Here is a 13,478-nt window from a genome sequence, read left to right on the forward strand (position 1 = left end):
CCGGCCCACGGGCGACCGGCGTACCCGGCGTCCGGCGGGTGCCTGGGCGCACTCCGCCGGGCGGGCCGGCAGCCGTACCGTCACCGTCAGGCCCTCGCCCGGCGCCGTGCGCACGCCCACCTCGCCGACGATCTCCGCGGGCGCGTCCCGCGCGGTCAGGAAGACCAGGGCCGGCTCCGGCCGCCGCGCGCGCAGCTCCCGCCCGAGGGCGCGACCGTCGCCGTCGGGCAGCATCACGTCGAGGAGTGCCGCATCGGGCCGGACACGGCCGGCGAGGGCGCGGCCCGGGTCAGCCGGGACGGGCGGATCGCGTACGCCCAGGTCGCCTTCGCCGGCCAGGCGAACGCCGTGCCCGAGGAACTCGTCCGGGACGGCCCCGCGGACGTCAGTCCTCCCGGTCCGCCGGGCCCGGCGGCTGCTCCTTCTGCTCCTTCTGCTTCCTCGCCGGGTCCGGCAGCGCCTTGGTCATGCCGGGCAGGAAGTCCGTGAACAGCTCGTGCACCTCGTGGACGAGGGGCCGCAGCACCCGGAAGCGGGCCAGCGCCACCCCGCGCGCGGTCAGGCGCGCGCCCCGCTCGGCGAGCCGGTAGCTGCGCTCGCGGCCCTCGGTGCGGTCGAAGATCCAGTACAGGACGAGACCCATCTGGGCCAGCCACATCAACTCGGGCAGCACCTCCCGCAGTTCCTCCGGCACCTTCGCCTTCGAACCGGCCAGCACCGTCCTGTGGACGCCGATGGCCTCGTTGCGCGCGTGCTCCGACTCCGGGGAGAAGGGGCTGAGCGGGCTGTCCGGGTCGGCGGCGTTCTTGAAGAACTGCACCGCGAACTCGTGGTACGGCGTCGCCACGTCCAGCCAGATCCGCAGCACGCCCGCCAGCCGCGCCTCCAGGTCCGTCTCCCGCTCCAGCAGCTCCCCGATCGCCACCCGGTGCTCGGCGGCGAGCCGGTCGTAGAAGCCCTGGATCAGGTGCTCCTTGCCGGCGAAGTAGTAGTACGCGTTCCCGACGGAGACCCCGGCCTCCTGGGCGATGGCCCGCATCGTGGTCCGGTCGTAGCCGCGCTCCTGGAACAGCCGCATCGCCGTTTCCAGGATCCGCGCGCGGGTCTGCTCCGACTTGGTCGGGGCGACGGCCTCGGAGGACCGGGTCGGGGGAGCGGCCTCGGCGGGACCGTCGTTGTTCACGGGCACGGGCAGGAGCCTAGTCAGTGGGGGCGAGGGCCGCCGTCACCGGCCGGGAGGCGCGGACCCGGCCCCGCGCCGGGCGGTACGGCCGTCCGCCCGCCCGGCGGCACCGGGGCCGCCCGCCCCGCGCCCCGTGCCGGGTCACGTCCGGCGGCCCAGCTCCGGCCGCTTGGAGTAGTCCGTGAGGCCGAGGACGTTCCCCCAGGGGTCGGCGACCTCGACGGTCCAGCCGGTGGCCACGGGGAACGGCTCGTCGAGGGGCTGGATGCCGGCGTCCGCCAGCGCGCGGGCCGCCGCGCGCGCGTCCGGCACCTCCAGCCACAGGCGCGGTGCGGCCCACGGCGGCGGCCGGTGCCCGAGCGCCTCCTCCGCGCGCAGCAGGATGCCGGGCGTCTCGCCCCCGACCTTCAGCAACGCGATCCCGGCCTCGTCGAACCGGAACGCCACCGCGAACCCGGCCCGCTCGTAGAACCCGACGGCCTCACCGAGATCGCCGACGGGCAGCAGGACGTTGTCGAACCCGAGCAGTTCGTAGGACTGGTCGTCTGACATAACGTCAGAATAAGTGGGGAGCGGGCACGAATCCGTGATTGCCGACGCCGCTTCATGCGGTCGCCGCCGCCGGTGTGTGCCACACGGGTGGCCGCACCCGGCTGTTCCGGGTCAGGCGGCCGGGTTCTTCTTCAGGGTCTCGACGAACGTGGCGAAGGCGGGCGCCGGGAAGGTGAGGGTGGCGCGGGCGGGGGCCTTGGAGTCGCGGATGGCTATGCGGGTGTCCAGATCGGCGATTTCGACGCAGGCGTCGCCCTGGCCGCCGCCCGAGTAGGAAGACCTGCGCCAGGTGTCGTCGGGGGTGGTCATGTCGTCCTCACAGCTCCTTCGCCAGCCTGTGGATGAAGTCACGCGAGTGCTCGGGCTCGAGTGACACCGCTTCCACCCTACGGAAGAGCGTTCGATAGCGGCTGAGTTGGGCTGCGGCGTCGATGAACACCGGGCCGTTCGGACCGTCGCGGACCACGGTGTCCAACTGGGGGACCGAGCCGCCTGCGTACACCATGGCGCTGCCTGCCCCGCCGAAGCCTTTCAGGGCGAAGGGGATGACCCGCACGGTGACGTTGTCGGCCTCGGAGAGTTCAAGGACGCGGGTGAGCTGGGCCCGTGCCTCGGCCTGGTCGCCGACCCGGATCCGCAGCGCGGCCTCGTGGATCACGGTTTCGTACGGGATCGGCTCGGGTCCCTCGACGATGACCTTGCGCTTCATACGGTGCTCGACCCATCGCTCCACCTCGTCCTGAGGGAACTCGGGGTTGACGTAGGAGAAGAGCGCACGGGCGTACTCCTCGGTCTGCAGCAGGCCCGGGATGTGGAGGAACTCCACATCCCACCGGTAGCGGGCGTGATGCTCCAGTTCGGGCAGGTCCAGGAACGGCGTCGGCAGTGTGCCCCGGTACTCCTCCCACCAGCCCCGGCTCCGGGTGGTCGCCATGGCTGCCAGGGCATCGATCAACTTGCCGTCCGAGCAGGCGTAGACGGCTGCGAGGCGACGCAGGCGCTGCCTGCTCACGCCGGAGAGGCCGGACTCGATCTGGTTGATCTGAGCCGAGCTGACCCCGAGCGCGGCCGCCGCCTCGCGTCCGGTGAGGCCTGCCGCATCCCGCAGTTTGCGCAGTTCGATCCCGAGGCGCTTCTGACGTGCTGTCGGTTCACGCCTCAACCCGGCCATGTGCGGCTCCTCGATCCAACGCGCTTGTCGGCGGCACTCGTTCGGCGTCAGATTACGCGATCCACTTGCTAGACCTATAAATCCAGGTCTACTTTCGGTGATGCGACGCATACGCTGCGGAATCGCCGGGATCCCGGAAGCGCACCGCCCCGTCCTGCCAGGACGGCTGCGGCATGACACCGCCCGCGAGTCTTCCGCGCTCTCCGAAACCCCACCACCGAACCGGAGCCGACGCATGTCCGAGGACGAGAACCCGCAGCAGTCCAGGCAGTCCCAGCAGTCTCAGCGGTCCCAGGCCGGCGAGCCCTGGGAGTACTCCCTCCACATCCCCGACGACCCCCGTGCCGTCACCGTCTGCCGCCGCACGCTCCGGCTGATCCTCACCCTTCACGGGCTGATCGGCCTCGTCGACACCGCCGAGCTGCTCGCCGCCGAGCTGGTGTCCAACGCCGTGCGGCACACCGAGGGGCCCGCGGCGCTCCGCGTGCGGTGGGCGGACGGGGTGCTGTGGATCGGGGCGTGGGACGCGGACCCCGAACCGCCCCGGTTTCCGGCGGAGTCGGACGACTTCGGCGAGTTCGGTGAAAGGGAGGACGGACGTGGGCTCGGGCTGGTGCGGGCCTGTTCCGAGACCTGGGGGTGGCAGCCGGCGGCGGGATCCGGGAACCGGGGGAAGTACGTGTGGTGCGAACTCGCCACCGCGTAGGACGATGGACCACCTGACTTCTTCAGGGCACGTCGTGTCATGCAAGATGACGTGCATCCGATCGATCGTGTGACTTCGGGGGAGAACCCACCGTGACAGAGCAGCCCCAGCAGCCCCAGCAGCCGCCCCAGCCCGGCTACGGGTACCCCGGCGCGGGCCAGCCCGGCCCCTACGGGTACCCGCAGGGCGGACAGCAGCAGGGCGGCTACCAGCAGCCTGGATATCAGCAGCCCGGCTACCCGCAGGCCGGTTACCAGCAGGGCGGCTACCCGCCCCCCGGTGCCGTCCCGCCCGGCGCCTACACCGGTGACCCCAACGCGCCCTACGGCTACGACCCCTACGGCCGGCCCCTGTCCGACAAGTCGAAGATCGTCGCGGGCATCCTCCAGCTGTTCCTCGGCACCTTCGGCGTCGGCCGCTTCTACATCGGCCACGTCGGCCTCGGCCTCGCCCAGCTGTTCACCTGCGGCGGCCTCGGCATCTGGGCGCTCGTCGACGGCATCATCCTGCTCACCAGCAACGACAAGACCGACGCCCAGGGCCGGATCCTGCGTGGCTGACGTGGTGGGCGGGGAGCCCGGCTCCCTCCTGCGACACCCGGCGGCGGCACCCCTCGCGGTGCTCGCCGCCGGTCTGGCCGGCTCGGCCTACCTGTACGTCACCGACCCGCACGAGGGCGGGCACCTGCTGCCCCAGTGCCCGTTCCGCTTCGTCACCGGCCTGCTGTGCCCCGCGTGCGGGGGCACGCGCATGACGTACGACCTGATGCACGGTCACCTCGGCGCCGCCTGGCTGGACAACCGGGCCCTGCTCCTGGCCTCGCCCTTCGCCCTCGCGCTGCTGGGCCGCTGGATGTGGGAAGGGCTGCGCGGCCGCCGCTGGCGGCCCACGTTCAGCAGGCGCTCCCAGGCCGTGATCCTGGGCCTCGCCGTGACGTGGACCGTCGCGCGCAACGTCTTCTAGAGCGCCCCGCCGGAGCCCGCCGGGAGACCGCCGGAGCCCGCCCCGCGCCGCCCGCACACCGGTGCGCAAATCCTGTCGGGTACCCGGTGGTTGGCGGGAATTGATCACGGAATAGGAACGATCGTTCGTTCCTACTCCCTTCTTGCCTTCGGTGTTCTCTAGGCTCACGGCTCACAGGGGGGACGTCCTGCATGGCCGAAAGGCGTGCGCGGACGTGGTCGACGCACGGTCGGCGCAAGCTCGGCGTATGGAGAACTCGCATCCCTCCTGGACCCCGTCCCGGAGCAACCAGCTTCGGGAACGCCTGAACACGAAGCGATCCAGGAGCAGTTCTCATGACCGTCCCCACCCCCGAAGCCCCCTACGGCGTCGACCCGATGGGCCGTCCGTACTCCGACAAGTCGAAGATCGTCGCGGGCATCCTCCAGCTCTTCCTGGGCACCCTCGGCATCGGCCGGTTCTACGTCGGCTCCGTCGGCGTGGGCGTCGCCCAGCTCCTCACCTGCGGTGGCCTCGGCATCTGGGCGCTCATCGACGGCATCCTGTTCCTGACGAGCAACGACCGCACCGACGCGCAGGGCCGCGTCCTGCGCGGCTGATCCCCGCCCGCTCGACGCCGAGGGCCCCGCTCGCGCATCGCTGCGCGGAGCGGGGCCCTCGGCGTGTCGCCCGGACCGGGACGGCCCGGACCCCGGACCGGGGTCCGGACCCTGACGGCCGGGATCAGTAGCGGCGGGTGATCAGCGCCCGCTTGACCTCCTGGATCGCCTTGGTGATCTCGATGCCGCGCGGGCAGGCGTCCGTGCAGTTGAACGTCGTACGGCAACGCCACACGCCGTCACGGTCGTTCAGGATCTCCAGGCGCTGCTCGCCGGCCTCGTCGCGCGAGTCGAAGATGAAGCGGTGCGCGTTGACGATGGCCGCCGGGCCGAAGTACTGCCCGTCGTTCCAGAACACCGGGCACGAGGACGTGCACGCGGCGCACAGGATGCACTTCGTGGTGTCGTCGAAGCGCTCGCGGTCCTCGGCGCTCTGGAGCCGCTCACGCGTCGGCTCGTTGGTGTCCTTCGTGATGAGGAAGGGCATGACGTCGCGGTACGCCTGGAAGAACGGCTCCATGTCGACCACGAGGTCCTTCTGGACCGTCAGGCCCTTTATGGGCTCGATCGTGATCGGCTTCGCGGGGTTGATGTCCTTGATCAGCGTCTTGCACGCGAGGCGGTTCTTGCCGTTGATCCGCATCGCGTCGGACCCGCAGATGCCGTGGGCGCAGGAACGGCGGAACGTCAGGCTGCCGTCCAGCTCCCACTTGATCTTGTGGAGGGCGTCGAGGACACGCTCCTTGGGGTCGATCTCCACCTGGAAGTCTTCCCAGGTCGACTCGGCCGAGACCTCCGGGTTGAACCGGCGGATCCGGAAGACGGCGGTGATGTACGGGGAGTCGGCGAAACCGGGCTCGGGGGCCGAGTCCGCCTTGTCCAGAACGGGGGTAGCCATCAGTACTTACGCTCCATCGGCTGGTAGCGGGTCTGGACGACCGGCTTGTAGTCGAGACGGATGGACTCGGTGCCGTCGTCGCCGACCTCGCGGTACGCCATGGTGTGGCGCATGAAGTTGACGTCGTCGCGGTTGGGGTAGTCCTCGCGGTAGTGACCGCCGCGGGACTCCTTGCGGGCGAGGGCGGAGACGGCCATGACCTCGGCCAGGTCGAGCAGGTTGCCCAGCTCGACGGCCTCCAGCAGGTCGGTGTTGAACCGCTTGCCCTTGTCCTGGATCGAGACGTTCAGGTAGCGCTCGCGCAGCTCGGCGATCTTCTCGACCGCCGTCTTGATCGTCTGCTCGGTACGGAACACCATGACGTTGGCGTCCATGGTCTCCTGCAGCTCGCGGCGGATCGTCGACACCCGCTCGGTGCCCGTCGAGTTGCGCAGCCGCTCGATCTGCGCGACGACCAGGGACGCGGGGTCCTCCGGCAGCTCGACGAAGTCGGCCTTCTGGGAGTACTCGGCGGCGGCGATGCCCGCGCGCTTGCCGAACACGTTGATGTCCAGCAGCGAGTTCGTGCCCAGCCGGTTGGCGCCGTGCACGGACACGCAGGCGACCTCACCGGCGGCGTACAGACCGGGCACCACCGTGGTGTTGTCGGCCAGCACCTCACCGGCGACGTTCGTCGGGATGCCGCCCATCGCGTAGTGCGCGGTGGGCTGGATCGGGATCGGGTCCGTGTACGGCTCGATACCGAGGTAGGTGCGCGCGAACTCGGTGATGTCCGGCAGCTTGGCGTCCAGCTGCTCCGGCGGGAGGTGGGTGAGGTCGAGGTAGACGTGGTCGCCCTCGGGACCGCAGCCGCGGCCCTCACGGATCTCCGTGTAGATGGACCGGGACACGACGTCGCGCGACGCCAGGTCCTTCATGACGGGCGCGTACTTCTCCATGAAGCGCTCGCCGTCCTTGTTGCGCAGGATGCCGCCCTCACCGCGGGCGCCCTCCGTCAGCAGGATGCCCATGCGCCAGATGCCGGTCGGGTGGAACTGGAAGAACTCCATGTCCTCCAGCGGGATGCCGCGGCGGTAGACCGCCGCCTGGCCGTCACCCGTCAGCGTGTGCGCGTTCGACGTCACCTTGAAGAACTTGCCGGTGCCGCCCGAGGCGTAGATCACGGCCTTCGCCTGGAAGACGTGGATCTCGCCGGTGGCCAGTTCGTACGCCACGACGCCGGCCGACCTCTTGACGCCGTCGACCTCGGTGATCAGCTGGTCGAGGACGTAGAACTCGTTGAAGAACTCCACGCCCTCCTTCACGCAGTTCTGGTACAGCGTCTGGAGGATCATGTGGCCGGTGCGGTCGGCCGCGTAGCAGGACCGGCGGACCGGGGCCTCGCCGTGGTTGCGGCTGTGACCGCCGAAGCGGCGCTGGTCGATCGTGCCGTCCGGGGTGCGGTTGAACGGCAGGCCCATCTTCTCCAGGTCGAGGACCGAGTCGATGGCCTCCTTCGCCAGGATCTCGGCGGCGTCCTGGTCGACCAGGTAGTCGCCGCCCTTGATCGTGTCGAAGGTGTGCCACTCCCAGTTGTCCTCCTCCACGTTGGCCAGCGCGGCGGCCATGCCGCCCTGCGCGGCGCCCGTGTGGGAGCGGGTGGGGTAGAGCTTCGTCAGGACCGCGGTCCGGCTGCGCTTCGTCGACTCGATCGCCGCGCGCATACCGGCGCCGCCGGCGCCGACGATGACGGTGTCGTACTTGTGGATCTTCATCAGTGGTTGCCTCAGCCCCGTGCCTAGCGGATGTTCGGGTCGAAGGTGAAGATCACCAGCGTGCCCAGCAGGATGGTGAACACCGTGGCGGTGTAGAGCAGGCCCTTCAGCCACAGGCGGGTGTTCGCGCGCTCCGCGTAGTCGTTGATGACCGTGCGCAGGCCGTTGGTGCCGTGCAGCATCGCCAGCCACAGCATCAGCAGGTCCCAGACCTGCCAGAACGGCGAGGCCCAGCGGCCGGCCACGAAGGCGAAGCCGATCTTGGAGACGCCGCCGTCCAGCACCAGCTGGATCAGCAGGTGACCGAGGACCAGGACGACCAGCACCACGCCGGACAGGCGCATGAACAGCCAGGCGGCCATCTCGAAGTTGCCCCGGGTCGACTTCGGGGTCTTCTTGGTCCGCTTGCGCGGCGCCTCGATCAGGGGTGCCGGGTGGTCGACGTCGTACTGGGAGGCGCCCTCGACGGGGCCGACCCCGGACGCGGTGGTTTCAGTGGTGGCCATCTGTCTCAGCTCCCGAAGACTTCACGAGCGGCGTGGCCGAGGACGGGGTAGATCGCCCCGAGCATCAGCACGACCCAGATGCCGACGACGGTCCAGAGCATCTGCTTCTGGTAGCGCGGGCCCTTCGACCAGAAGTCGACGGCGATGACACGCAGACCGTTCAGCGCGTGGAAGAGGATGGCGGCGACCAGGCCGTACTCCAGCACGGCGACGATCGGCGTCTTGTACGTGGCTACGACCTTGTCGTAGTCCTCGGGGGAGACCCGCACGAGTGCGGTGTCCAGCACGTGTACGAACAGGAAGAAGAAGATGAGGACGCCGGTGACTCGATGAGCCACCCAGGACCACATTCCTTCCCGGCCGCGGTACAGCGTTCCAGCCGGCACGGAAGAACCCTCCGGGAGCGGGGATTGGGGCCTGCCGGCTTCGGTGTCGGACGGGCCCGGCCGGGTACGGTCCACCGGCCCCCAGCATCGTAGCCACGCGAGGGCTCCGGTCTTACAGGGGGCCTACCTGTGTGATCAAACTGGCACGCGTATGGGTGATCATTGCGGCATCTGGGGTGGGGTGCCCCCTTCGTCCCGGTCTGCGGTCGCGTCCTGGCTGGTGGGGCCCGTGAGCCGGGAGGGCGCGGCCCCGCGGCGTCAGAGCAGCCCGGTCAGCCGCTGCCTCGCCAGGCGGCGCAGTTCCTCCGCCGTCACCACCCGTTCCTCCTCGGGATCGTTCGCCAATCGTGACCGGATGGCTTCCAGGACGTGGTCCAGGGCCTCCGGCGGGGGAACCCCGTCCAGGCAGACGACGAACGGGTGGCCGAAGCGGGCCTCGTAGACCGTGCGCGCGGCGTCGAGCGCCATGTGGGCCGCCCCGTAGGCGTCCGCCGGCAGGGGCGGCAGGGACTCCGCCGCCAGCGCTTGCGTGAGGTCCCCCGCCGTCAGGTCGTACGCCGCCTCGTCCGACGCCGCCAGCAGGGCGTCCAGGGTGGGGTAGGGGCGGTGGGCGGTGACGAGGTGGGCCCAGCGCGGGCTGCGCAGGCAGGTGAGGAGGACACGGCGCGTCTCGGCCGCGGGCGCGCCGTTGAACCCGTCCAGGGCGGTGGGGGCCGGCGGAGGGGTCCTGGTCTGTTCCGGGAGGGCCGGCAGGACGACGCGGTCCGGAAGGTCGGAGAGACGGTGCGCGGGCAGTGGGGATCCTCGCATCACGTGTGGTGCGGCAGGGGATGTGGTGAAAGGTGTGACGTCACGTTATCGAGAGTGCTCATGACCTGTCCGACGGATGCCCGAATTTCACCCGCACGGGAGAGTTTCGCAACGGGGGGTGGACTCCCTCGGCGCGCCTCGGCCGGACGCGGGCCGTAGGTTGTCGGGGTGAGCAGGCACAGGCATCGGCGCCGGGCGCCGCGGAAGAGGCCGCAGGAGAAGGCCGTACGACGAGCCCTGCTGGCCGGCGGCCTCGTCGTCGTGCTCGGGGCGGGCGTGGGCGTCTGGGCCTCCGGCGACGGCGGCGGGACGCCCGCGGGGTCGGCGGACCGGGCCGGCGCCGCGTCCGGCGGCGCGAGCGGTGATCCGGCCCCGTCGGCGTCGAGCGCGAGCCCCACGCCCAGCCGGTCGTACGCCCTCTCCACCGCCCCGCGGACGATTCCCGCCGTCCGCGCGCACACCCCCGCGCGCGGTCCCGGCTGGCGGCCGGCGGCGAAGCAGCGGGTCGTGGTGAGCGACACGGACCTGGCCGACGAGGGCCGGCTGGTCGCCGGTGAGCTGGGGATGACGTACGCGGGCGAACGGGACGACGTGCGCGCCGGGGACCTGCGGCTGTCCCTCAACGACGACGAGGGCGCGGACCCGGAGTCCTACACCATGACCGTGCGCGGCGGGCGGGTGACCGTCAGCGGGCCGTCCGACGCGGGCGTGTTCTACGGCACCCGCACCCTGAAGCAGGAGGTGCACGGCGGCGGTACGGCGCCGGAGGGCGTCGTGCGCGACGAGCCGGCCAAGCCGCGGCGCGGGTTCATGCTGGACATCGCGCGCAAGAACTTCACGCCCGGGTGGATCGAGGACCGGGTGCGGGAGCTGGGGGACCTGAAGTTCAACGAGATCGGACTGCACTTCTCCGACGACCAGGCCTTCCGGATCGAGTCGGACACCCACCCCGAGATCGTCTCCCGGCAGCACCTGACCAAGGCGCAGGTCGCCAAGATCGTCGACCTGGCGGAGAGCCGGCACATCACCGTCGTGCCCGAGATCGACTCGCCCGGACACCTGGGCGCCGTCCTCGCCGCCCACCCCGAGCTGCAACTGCGCAACGCGCGCGGCGTCGCCACCCGCGGGGCGATCGACATCTCCAAGGACGCCTCCGCGGCCCTCCTCGACGACCTCCTCGACGAGTACGCCGAGCTGTTCCCCGGCGGGCAGTGGCACCTGGGCGGCGACGAGTACCAGGCCCTGACCGTCTCGGACCCGGAGGCCTCCTACCCGCAGCTCGCCGCCGCCGCGCGGGAGCGGTACGGCGCCGGCGCCGGCGTCGCCGACCTCGCGACCGGCTGGCTCGACGACCGCGCCGGCACCGTCCGCGCCCACGACCGCACCGTGCGCGCCTGGAACGACGGCTTCTTCGAGGGCACCTCCGTGAAGGCCGACGCCGCCCTGCGGGTCGCCTACTGGACCGGCAAGGAGATCGGGGCGCGCCCGCCCGTCGACCACCTGGCCGCGGGCCGCGAGGTCGTCAACTACAACGACGAGTTCCTGTACTACGTCCTCGGCGAGCCGCAGACCTTCGTCTACCCGACCGGGCAGCGGATCTACGAGCGGTGGACCCCGCGCGTGCTGCGCGGCACGACGCCGGTGCCCGCGCGCTACGACGACCAGATCCTCGGCGGGACCTTCGCCGTCTGGTGCGACCTGGCGAACTCCCAGACGCAGGAGCAGGTCGCGGCCGGCATCCGGATGCCGCTGCGGGCGACCGTGCAGAAGCTGTGGGACCCGGGCGCCCCGGAGCTGTCCTGGACGCAGTTCAAGGCACTGGCGGACCGCCTGGGGTGAGCCTCGCGGCCCCTTCGCGGCGCTGCTCGTGGCCGCCTCCGCCGCTTGGCCGAAAAGTTTCCTTCCGCTCTCCTGTGACACTCCTCGGCTGTCGCACGCAGTAAGGGGAAGTGCGGGCTCCGTAAGGGCGGTGCCCTGGACAGGGAGGCGTGAATGAGCCTGGTGGACCTCATCGCCAGGGCCGACGAACGCGGACTGGCCGCGAGCGGACTGGCTTGTTTGGACCGGTGCGTGCCCCTCCTGGGGGGCGACGACGAGATCCTGCGCCCGCTGTGGGGGAACCTCACGGACGCCTCCGACGCGGCCGACTGGGGCGGGCTGCTGGAGCAGATCCGCGGCAAGCTGGGCGTCGGCGGGGACCTGGCCGGGGAGGACGGCGAGGGCGACGGCGGCGGTGGCGACGAGGCCGTCCTGCTCGCCCGGCGGATGCTGGCGGCGGCCCCCGCCGAACGCACCGCCGCGCAGCTGCGGGCCTGGGCGGACGCCTGCTCGGTCGCCTCGCTCCGGATCCACCGGCTCCTCGACCCGGCCGACGACCCCGCCCCGCTCGACTCCCGCCGCGCGGGCAGCACCGAGGACATGCCGCCGCTGGCCGCCGCGGAACTGCGCCGCCAGGTCACCGTCCTGGAGGTGCTGGCCGGGCACGGGGCGGGCGGGCTGCGCCGGGCCCTGGAGGTCTCCGTCGAGGGACGCCGGGTGCTGCGGGCGGTGGTCTCCCGCAGGGCGCGCGGACGGGGCTGACCCGGGCGTGCGGGGCTGGTCCGGGCGCGCGGGCGTGCCGCCGGTCCGGGCGTGCCGCAGGCTCCGGAGAGCCGTCGGCTCGGCAGGACCGCCGGTTCAGGAGCGCAGCCGGCTCAGGAGCACAGTCGGCTCAGGAGCGCAGCCACTTCACCACCGCGTCGCCGTACCGCGCGGTCGTCGTGTAGAAGGCCGTCAGGTCGGCGTGGGCGGAGGCGAAGGCGGCACGGGTGCGGGCCTCCTGGGCCGGGCCGCCGTAACGGGGGAGCAGCTCGGGGCGGACCGGGCGCCACAGGTCGTCGAAGTCGGACGTGGCGAGGAACGCCGCCACCCGTGTCGTCTGGGCCGCGGTGAGCAGCAGGAACGGCGACTGCTTCGGGCCCGTGGCGCAGACCCGCTGGCCGCCGAGGACCACATGGGCCCCGGGCCCGGCGTCGACGTGCTCCGGCGTGGCGTCGGCGTACAGGAGCTGCTGGTCGGGGTAACGGTCGTCCAGGATCTCCTCGCGGTGCCGTCCGATCCGGCCGCGCATCGCGTCCTGGTCGTCCTCGAAGAGTCTCCGCAGCCAGCCGGCGCTGTTGCGCAGCGCCGAGGCCGGTACGGCGCGGAAGTGGAAGTACGCGCTCATCACTCCGGCAGCGCGCGGACGGGCGGAAGTGTCACTCCCGTGTCCGTCGTGCGGGGAAGTCGGGGCGGTCCTGCGCCGGTCCCGGGAACGGCCCGGCGCCGGGTGACGGAATGCGGGCGGACCTCGCTGTTCCGTATGTGACGTGGAATGTGACTCAGGACGCGACGGACGCCGCGACGGAGGTCCCGGCGCCAGGGGCTCCGGCGCCGGGGGCTCCGGCGCCGGGGCAGACCCAGCCGGGCGGCCGGCCCTCCGCCGCGGCCAAGCCGGCGCGGTGGGCGGCGGACGCCGTGACCGCGCTGCGCGAGGGCGCGCGGCTGCACCTCGACTACTCGGCGCAGAGCCTGTGGCGCGTCGACCGGGTGATCGACGAGCTGCGCCGCGAGGACACGCCGTACGGCGCCGTCGAGAACGTGCTGCGCGGGCTCGGGGCCTACGGCGGTGAGGTGATCGTCCGCGAGACCGGCGGCGAGTGGTGGGCGACGGGCGGCGACCACTGGGTCCGCACCCCCGACGGCCGGCTGTGGGACCCGGTCGACGAGGCCCGCCGCTGCTTCGGCGGCCACGGCTCCCTGCGCCTGCTGTGCCGGGACGCGACCCGCACGGACCGGGCCTGACCACGGTGTGAACGCGGCGGCCTCCGAGGTCCCGCGCGGCACGGCGCCCTGCTCACCGCCGGTGTGACCAGCGACACAGTCGGGACCCGTGATGCTTGCGCGAACCGATCCGCTGGGGCAGGCGGAGG

At 71.8% G+C, this 13,478-nt stretch carries 17 protein-coding genes and 1 pseudogene; 7 read left to right on the forward strand and 11 right to left on the reverse strand.

Annotated features, from left to right (window positions below; genetic code table 11):
• Positions 1–114: 114 nt before the first annotated feature.
• From ACIP5W_RS00935 to ACIP5W_RS00955, 5 genes and pseudogenes are all read right to left on the reverse strand, one after another.
• Positions 115–321 (reverse strand): annotated as a pseudogene (locus ACIP5W_RS00935) (hypothetical protein); the annotation flags it as partial.
• 64 nt (positions 322–385) lie between these two features.
• A complete protein-coding gene (locus ACIP5W_RS00940; RefSeq protein ID WP_401464682.1) occupies positions 386–1,189 on the reverse strand; it encodes a TetR/AcrR family transcriptional regulator in 804 nt (267 codons plus the stop codon).
• A 135-nt stretch (positions 1,190–1,324) separates the two neighbouring features.
• Positions 1,325–1,735 (reverse strand): VOC family protein, encoded by a 411-nt coding sequence (locus ACIP5W_RS00945; protein WP_401464685.1) that lies wholly within the window; start codon positions 1,733–1,735, stop codon positions 1,325–1,327.
• Positions 1,736–1,846: 111 nt separating this feature from the next.
• A complete protein-coding gene (locus ACIP5W_RS00950) occupies positions 1,847–2,044 on the reverse strand; it encodes a DUF397 domain-containing protein (protein WP_401464688.1) in 198 nt (65 codons plus the stop codon).
• 7 nt (positions 2,045–2,051) lie between these two features.
• Positions 2,052–2,906 (reverse strand): helix-turn-helix domain-containing protein, encoded by an 855-nt coding sequence (locus ACIP5W_RS00955; protein WP_401464691.1) that lies wholly within the window; start codon positions 2,904–2,906, stop codon positions 2,052–2,054.
• A 235-nt stretch (positions 2,907–3,141) separates the two neighbouring features.
• On the opposite strand from ACIP5W_RS00955, the gene ACIP5W_RS00960 reads away from it, so the two are divergent.
• The 4 genes from ACIP5W_RS00960 (at position 3,142) to ACIP5W_RS00975 (ending at position 5,174) form a co-directional block, all read left to right on the forward strand.
• Complete coding sequence (locus tag ACIP5W_RS00960; RefSeq protein ID WP_401464694.1) at positions 3,142–3,612, forward strand: ATP-binding protein; 471 nt, start codon at positions 3,142–3,144, stop codon at positions 3,610–3,612.
• A gap of 92 nt (positions 3,613–3,704) precedes the next feature.
• The gene (locus ACIP5W_RS00965; protein ID WP_401464697.1) at positions 3,705–4,172 is read left to right on the forward strand and encodes a TM2 domain-containing protein; all 468 of its coding nucleotides are present in this window, start codon (positions 3,705–3,707) and stop codon (positions 4,170–4,172) included.
• Positions 4,165–4,575 carry a DUF2752 domain-containing protein gene (locus ACIP5W_RS00970; protein ID WP_401464700.1) on the forward strand — a complete coding sequence of 137 codons (411 nt, stop codon included), beginning with the start codon at positions 4,165–4,167 and terminating at the stop codon, positions 4,573–4,575. The genes ACIP5W_RS00965 and ACIP5W_RS00970 overlap by 8 nt, the downstream gene beginning before the upstream one ends.
• 335 nt (positions 4,576–4,910) lie before the next feature.
• On the forward strand, positions 4,911–5,174 hold the full coding sequence (locus ACIP5W_RS00975; protein ID WP_073495377.1) for a TM2 domain-containing protein: 264 nt from the start codon (positions 4,911–4,913) through the stop codon (positions 5,172–5,174).
• A 124-nt stretch (positions 5,175–5,298) separates the two neighbouring features.
• Here the strand turns inward: ACIP5W_RS00975 and ACIP5W_RS00980 are convergent, their stop codons facing one another.
• From ACIP5W_RS00980 to ACIP5W_RS01000, 5 genes are all read right to left on the reverse strand, one after another.
• Complete coding sequence (locus ACIP5W_RS00980) at positions 5,299–6,072, reverse strand: succinate dehydrogenase iron-sulfur subunit (protein WP_401464704.1); 774 nt, start codon at positions 6,070–6,072, stop codon at positions 5,299–5,301.
• Complete coding sequence (sdhA, locus tag ACIP5W_RS00985; protein ID WP_401464707.1) at positions 6,072–7,826, reverse strand: succinate dehydrogenase flavoprotein subunit; 1,755 nt, start codon at positions 7,824–7,826, stop codon at positions 6,072–6,074. Before sdhA ends, ACIP5W_RS00980 begins: the two co-directional genes overlap by 1 nt.
• A 23-nt stretch (positions 7,827–7,849) precedes the next feature.
• Positions 7,850–8,332 carry a succinate dehydrogenase hydrophobic membrane anchor subunit gene (locus ACIP5W_RS00990; protein ID WP_401464710.1) on the reverse strand — a complete coding sequence of 161 codons (483 nt, stop codon included), beginning with the start codon at positions 8,330–8,332 and terminating at the stop codon, positions 7,850–7,852.
• A 5-nt stretch (positions 8,333–8,337) separates the two neighbouring features.
• Positions 8,338–8,718 (reverse strand): succinate dehydrogenase, cytochrome b556 subunit, encoded by a 381-nt coding sequence (gene sdhC, locus ACIP5W_RS00995; protein ID WP_363091276.1) that lies wholly within the window; start codon positions 8,716–8,718, stop codon positions 8,338–8,340.
• A 258-nt stretch (positions 8,719–8,976) separates the two neighbouring features.
• Complete coding sequence (locus ACIP5W_RS01000) at positions 8,977–9,531, reverse strand: 2-oxo-4-hydroxy-4-carboxy-5-ureidoimidazoline decarboxylase (protein WP_401464713.1); 555 nt, start codon at positions 9,529–9,531, stop codon at positions 8,977–8,979.
• Between the two features lie 237 nt (positions 9,532–9,768).
• On the opposite strand from ACIP5W_RS01000, the gene ACIP5W_RS01005 reads away from it, so the two are divergent.
• Together ACIP5W_RS01005 and ACIP5W_RS01010 are read left to right on the forward strand one after the other, a co-directional pair.
• Entirely contained in the window at positions 9,769–11,367 is a 1,599-nt protein-coding gene (locus ACIP5W_RS01005) for a glycoside hydrolase family 20 protein (protein ID WP_401465620.1), read from the forward strand.
• Between the two features lie 153 nt (positions 11,368–11,520).
• On the forward strand, positions 11,521–12,108 hold the full coding sequence (locus ACIP5W_RS01010) for a hypothetical protein (RefSeq protein WP_401464716.1): 588 nt from the start codon (positions 11,521–11,523) through the stop codon (positions 12,106–12,108).
• A gap of 130 nt (positions 12,109–12,238) precedes the next feature.
• Here the strand turns inward: ACIP5W_RS01010 and ACIP5W_RS01015 are convergent, their stop codons facing one another.
• Positions 12,239–12,733 carry a DUF1877 family protein gene (locus tag ACIP5W_RS01015; RefSeq protein WP_401464719.1) on the reverse strand — a complete coding sequence of 165 codons (495 nt, stop codon included), beginning with the start codon at positions 12,731–12,733 and terminating at the stop codon, positions 12,239–12,241.
• A gap of 149 nt (positions 12,734–12,882) precedes the next feature.
• On the opposite strand from ACIP5W_RS01015, the gene ACIP5W_RS01020 reads away from it, so the two are divergent.
• Positions 12,883–13,350: a hypothetical protein gene (locus ACIP5W_RS01020; protein ID WP_401464722.1), complete on the forward strand. Its 468-nt coding sequence runs from the start codon at positions 12,883–12,885 to the stop codon at positions 13,348–13,350.
• The last annotated feature ends 128 nt before the right edge of the window (positions 13,351–13,478 follow it).

The sequence above is a fragment of the Streptomyces sp. NPDC088766 genome, assembly GCF_044750845.1.
Lineage (GTDB): Bacteria > Actinomycetota > Actinomycetes > Streptomycetales > Streptomycetaceae > Streptomyces.

Coding starts and splice junctions, on each gene's coding strand:
- ACIP5W_RS00945 (WP_401464685.1), bottom strand. CDS start 1,735: ATGTCAGACGACCAGTCCTACGAACTGCTCGGGTTCGACAACGTCCTG.
- ACIP5W_RS00950 (WP_401464688.1), bottom strand. CDS start 2,044: ATGACCACCCCCGACGACACCTGGCGCAGGTCTTCCTACTCGGGCGGC.
- ACIP5W_RS00955 (WP_401464691.1), bottom strand. CDS start 2,906: ATGGCCGGGTTGAGGCGTGAACCGACAGCACGTCAGAAGCGCCTCGGG.
- ACIP5W_RS00960 (WP_401464694.1), top strand. CDS start 3,142: ATGTCCGAGGACGAGAACCCGCAGCAGTCCAGGCAGTCCCAGCAGTCT.
- ACIP5W_RS00975 (WP_073495377.1), top strand. CDS start 4,911: ATGACCGTCCCCACCCCCGAAGCCCCCTACGGCGTCGACCCGATGGGC.
- ACIP5W_RS00980 (WP_401464704.1), bottom strand. CDS start 6,072: ATGGCTACCCCCGTTCTGGACAAGGCGGACTCGGCCCCCGAGCCCGGT.
- sdhA (WP_401464707.1), bottom strand. CDS start 7,826: ATGAAGATCCACAAGTACGACACCGTCATCGTCGGCGCCGGCGGCGCC.
- ACIP5W_RS00990 (WP_401464710.1), bottom strand. CDS start 8,332: ATGGCCACCACTGAAACCACCGCGTCCGGGGTCGGCCCCGTCGAGGGC.
- ACIP5W_RS01010 (WP_401464716.1), top strand. CDS start 11,521: ATGAGCCTGGTGGACCTCATCGCCAGGGCCGACGAACGCGGACTGGCC.
- ACIP5W_RS01015 (WP_401464719.1), bottom strand. CDS start 12,733: ATGAGCGCGTACTTCCACTTCCGCGCCGTACCGGCCTCGGCGCTGCGC.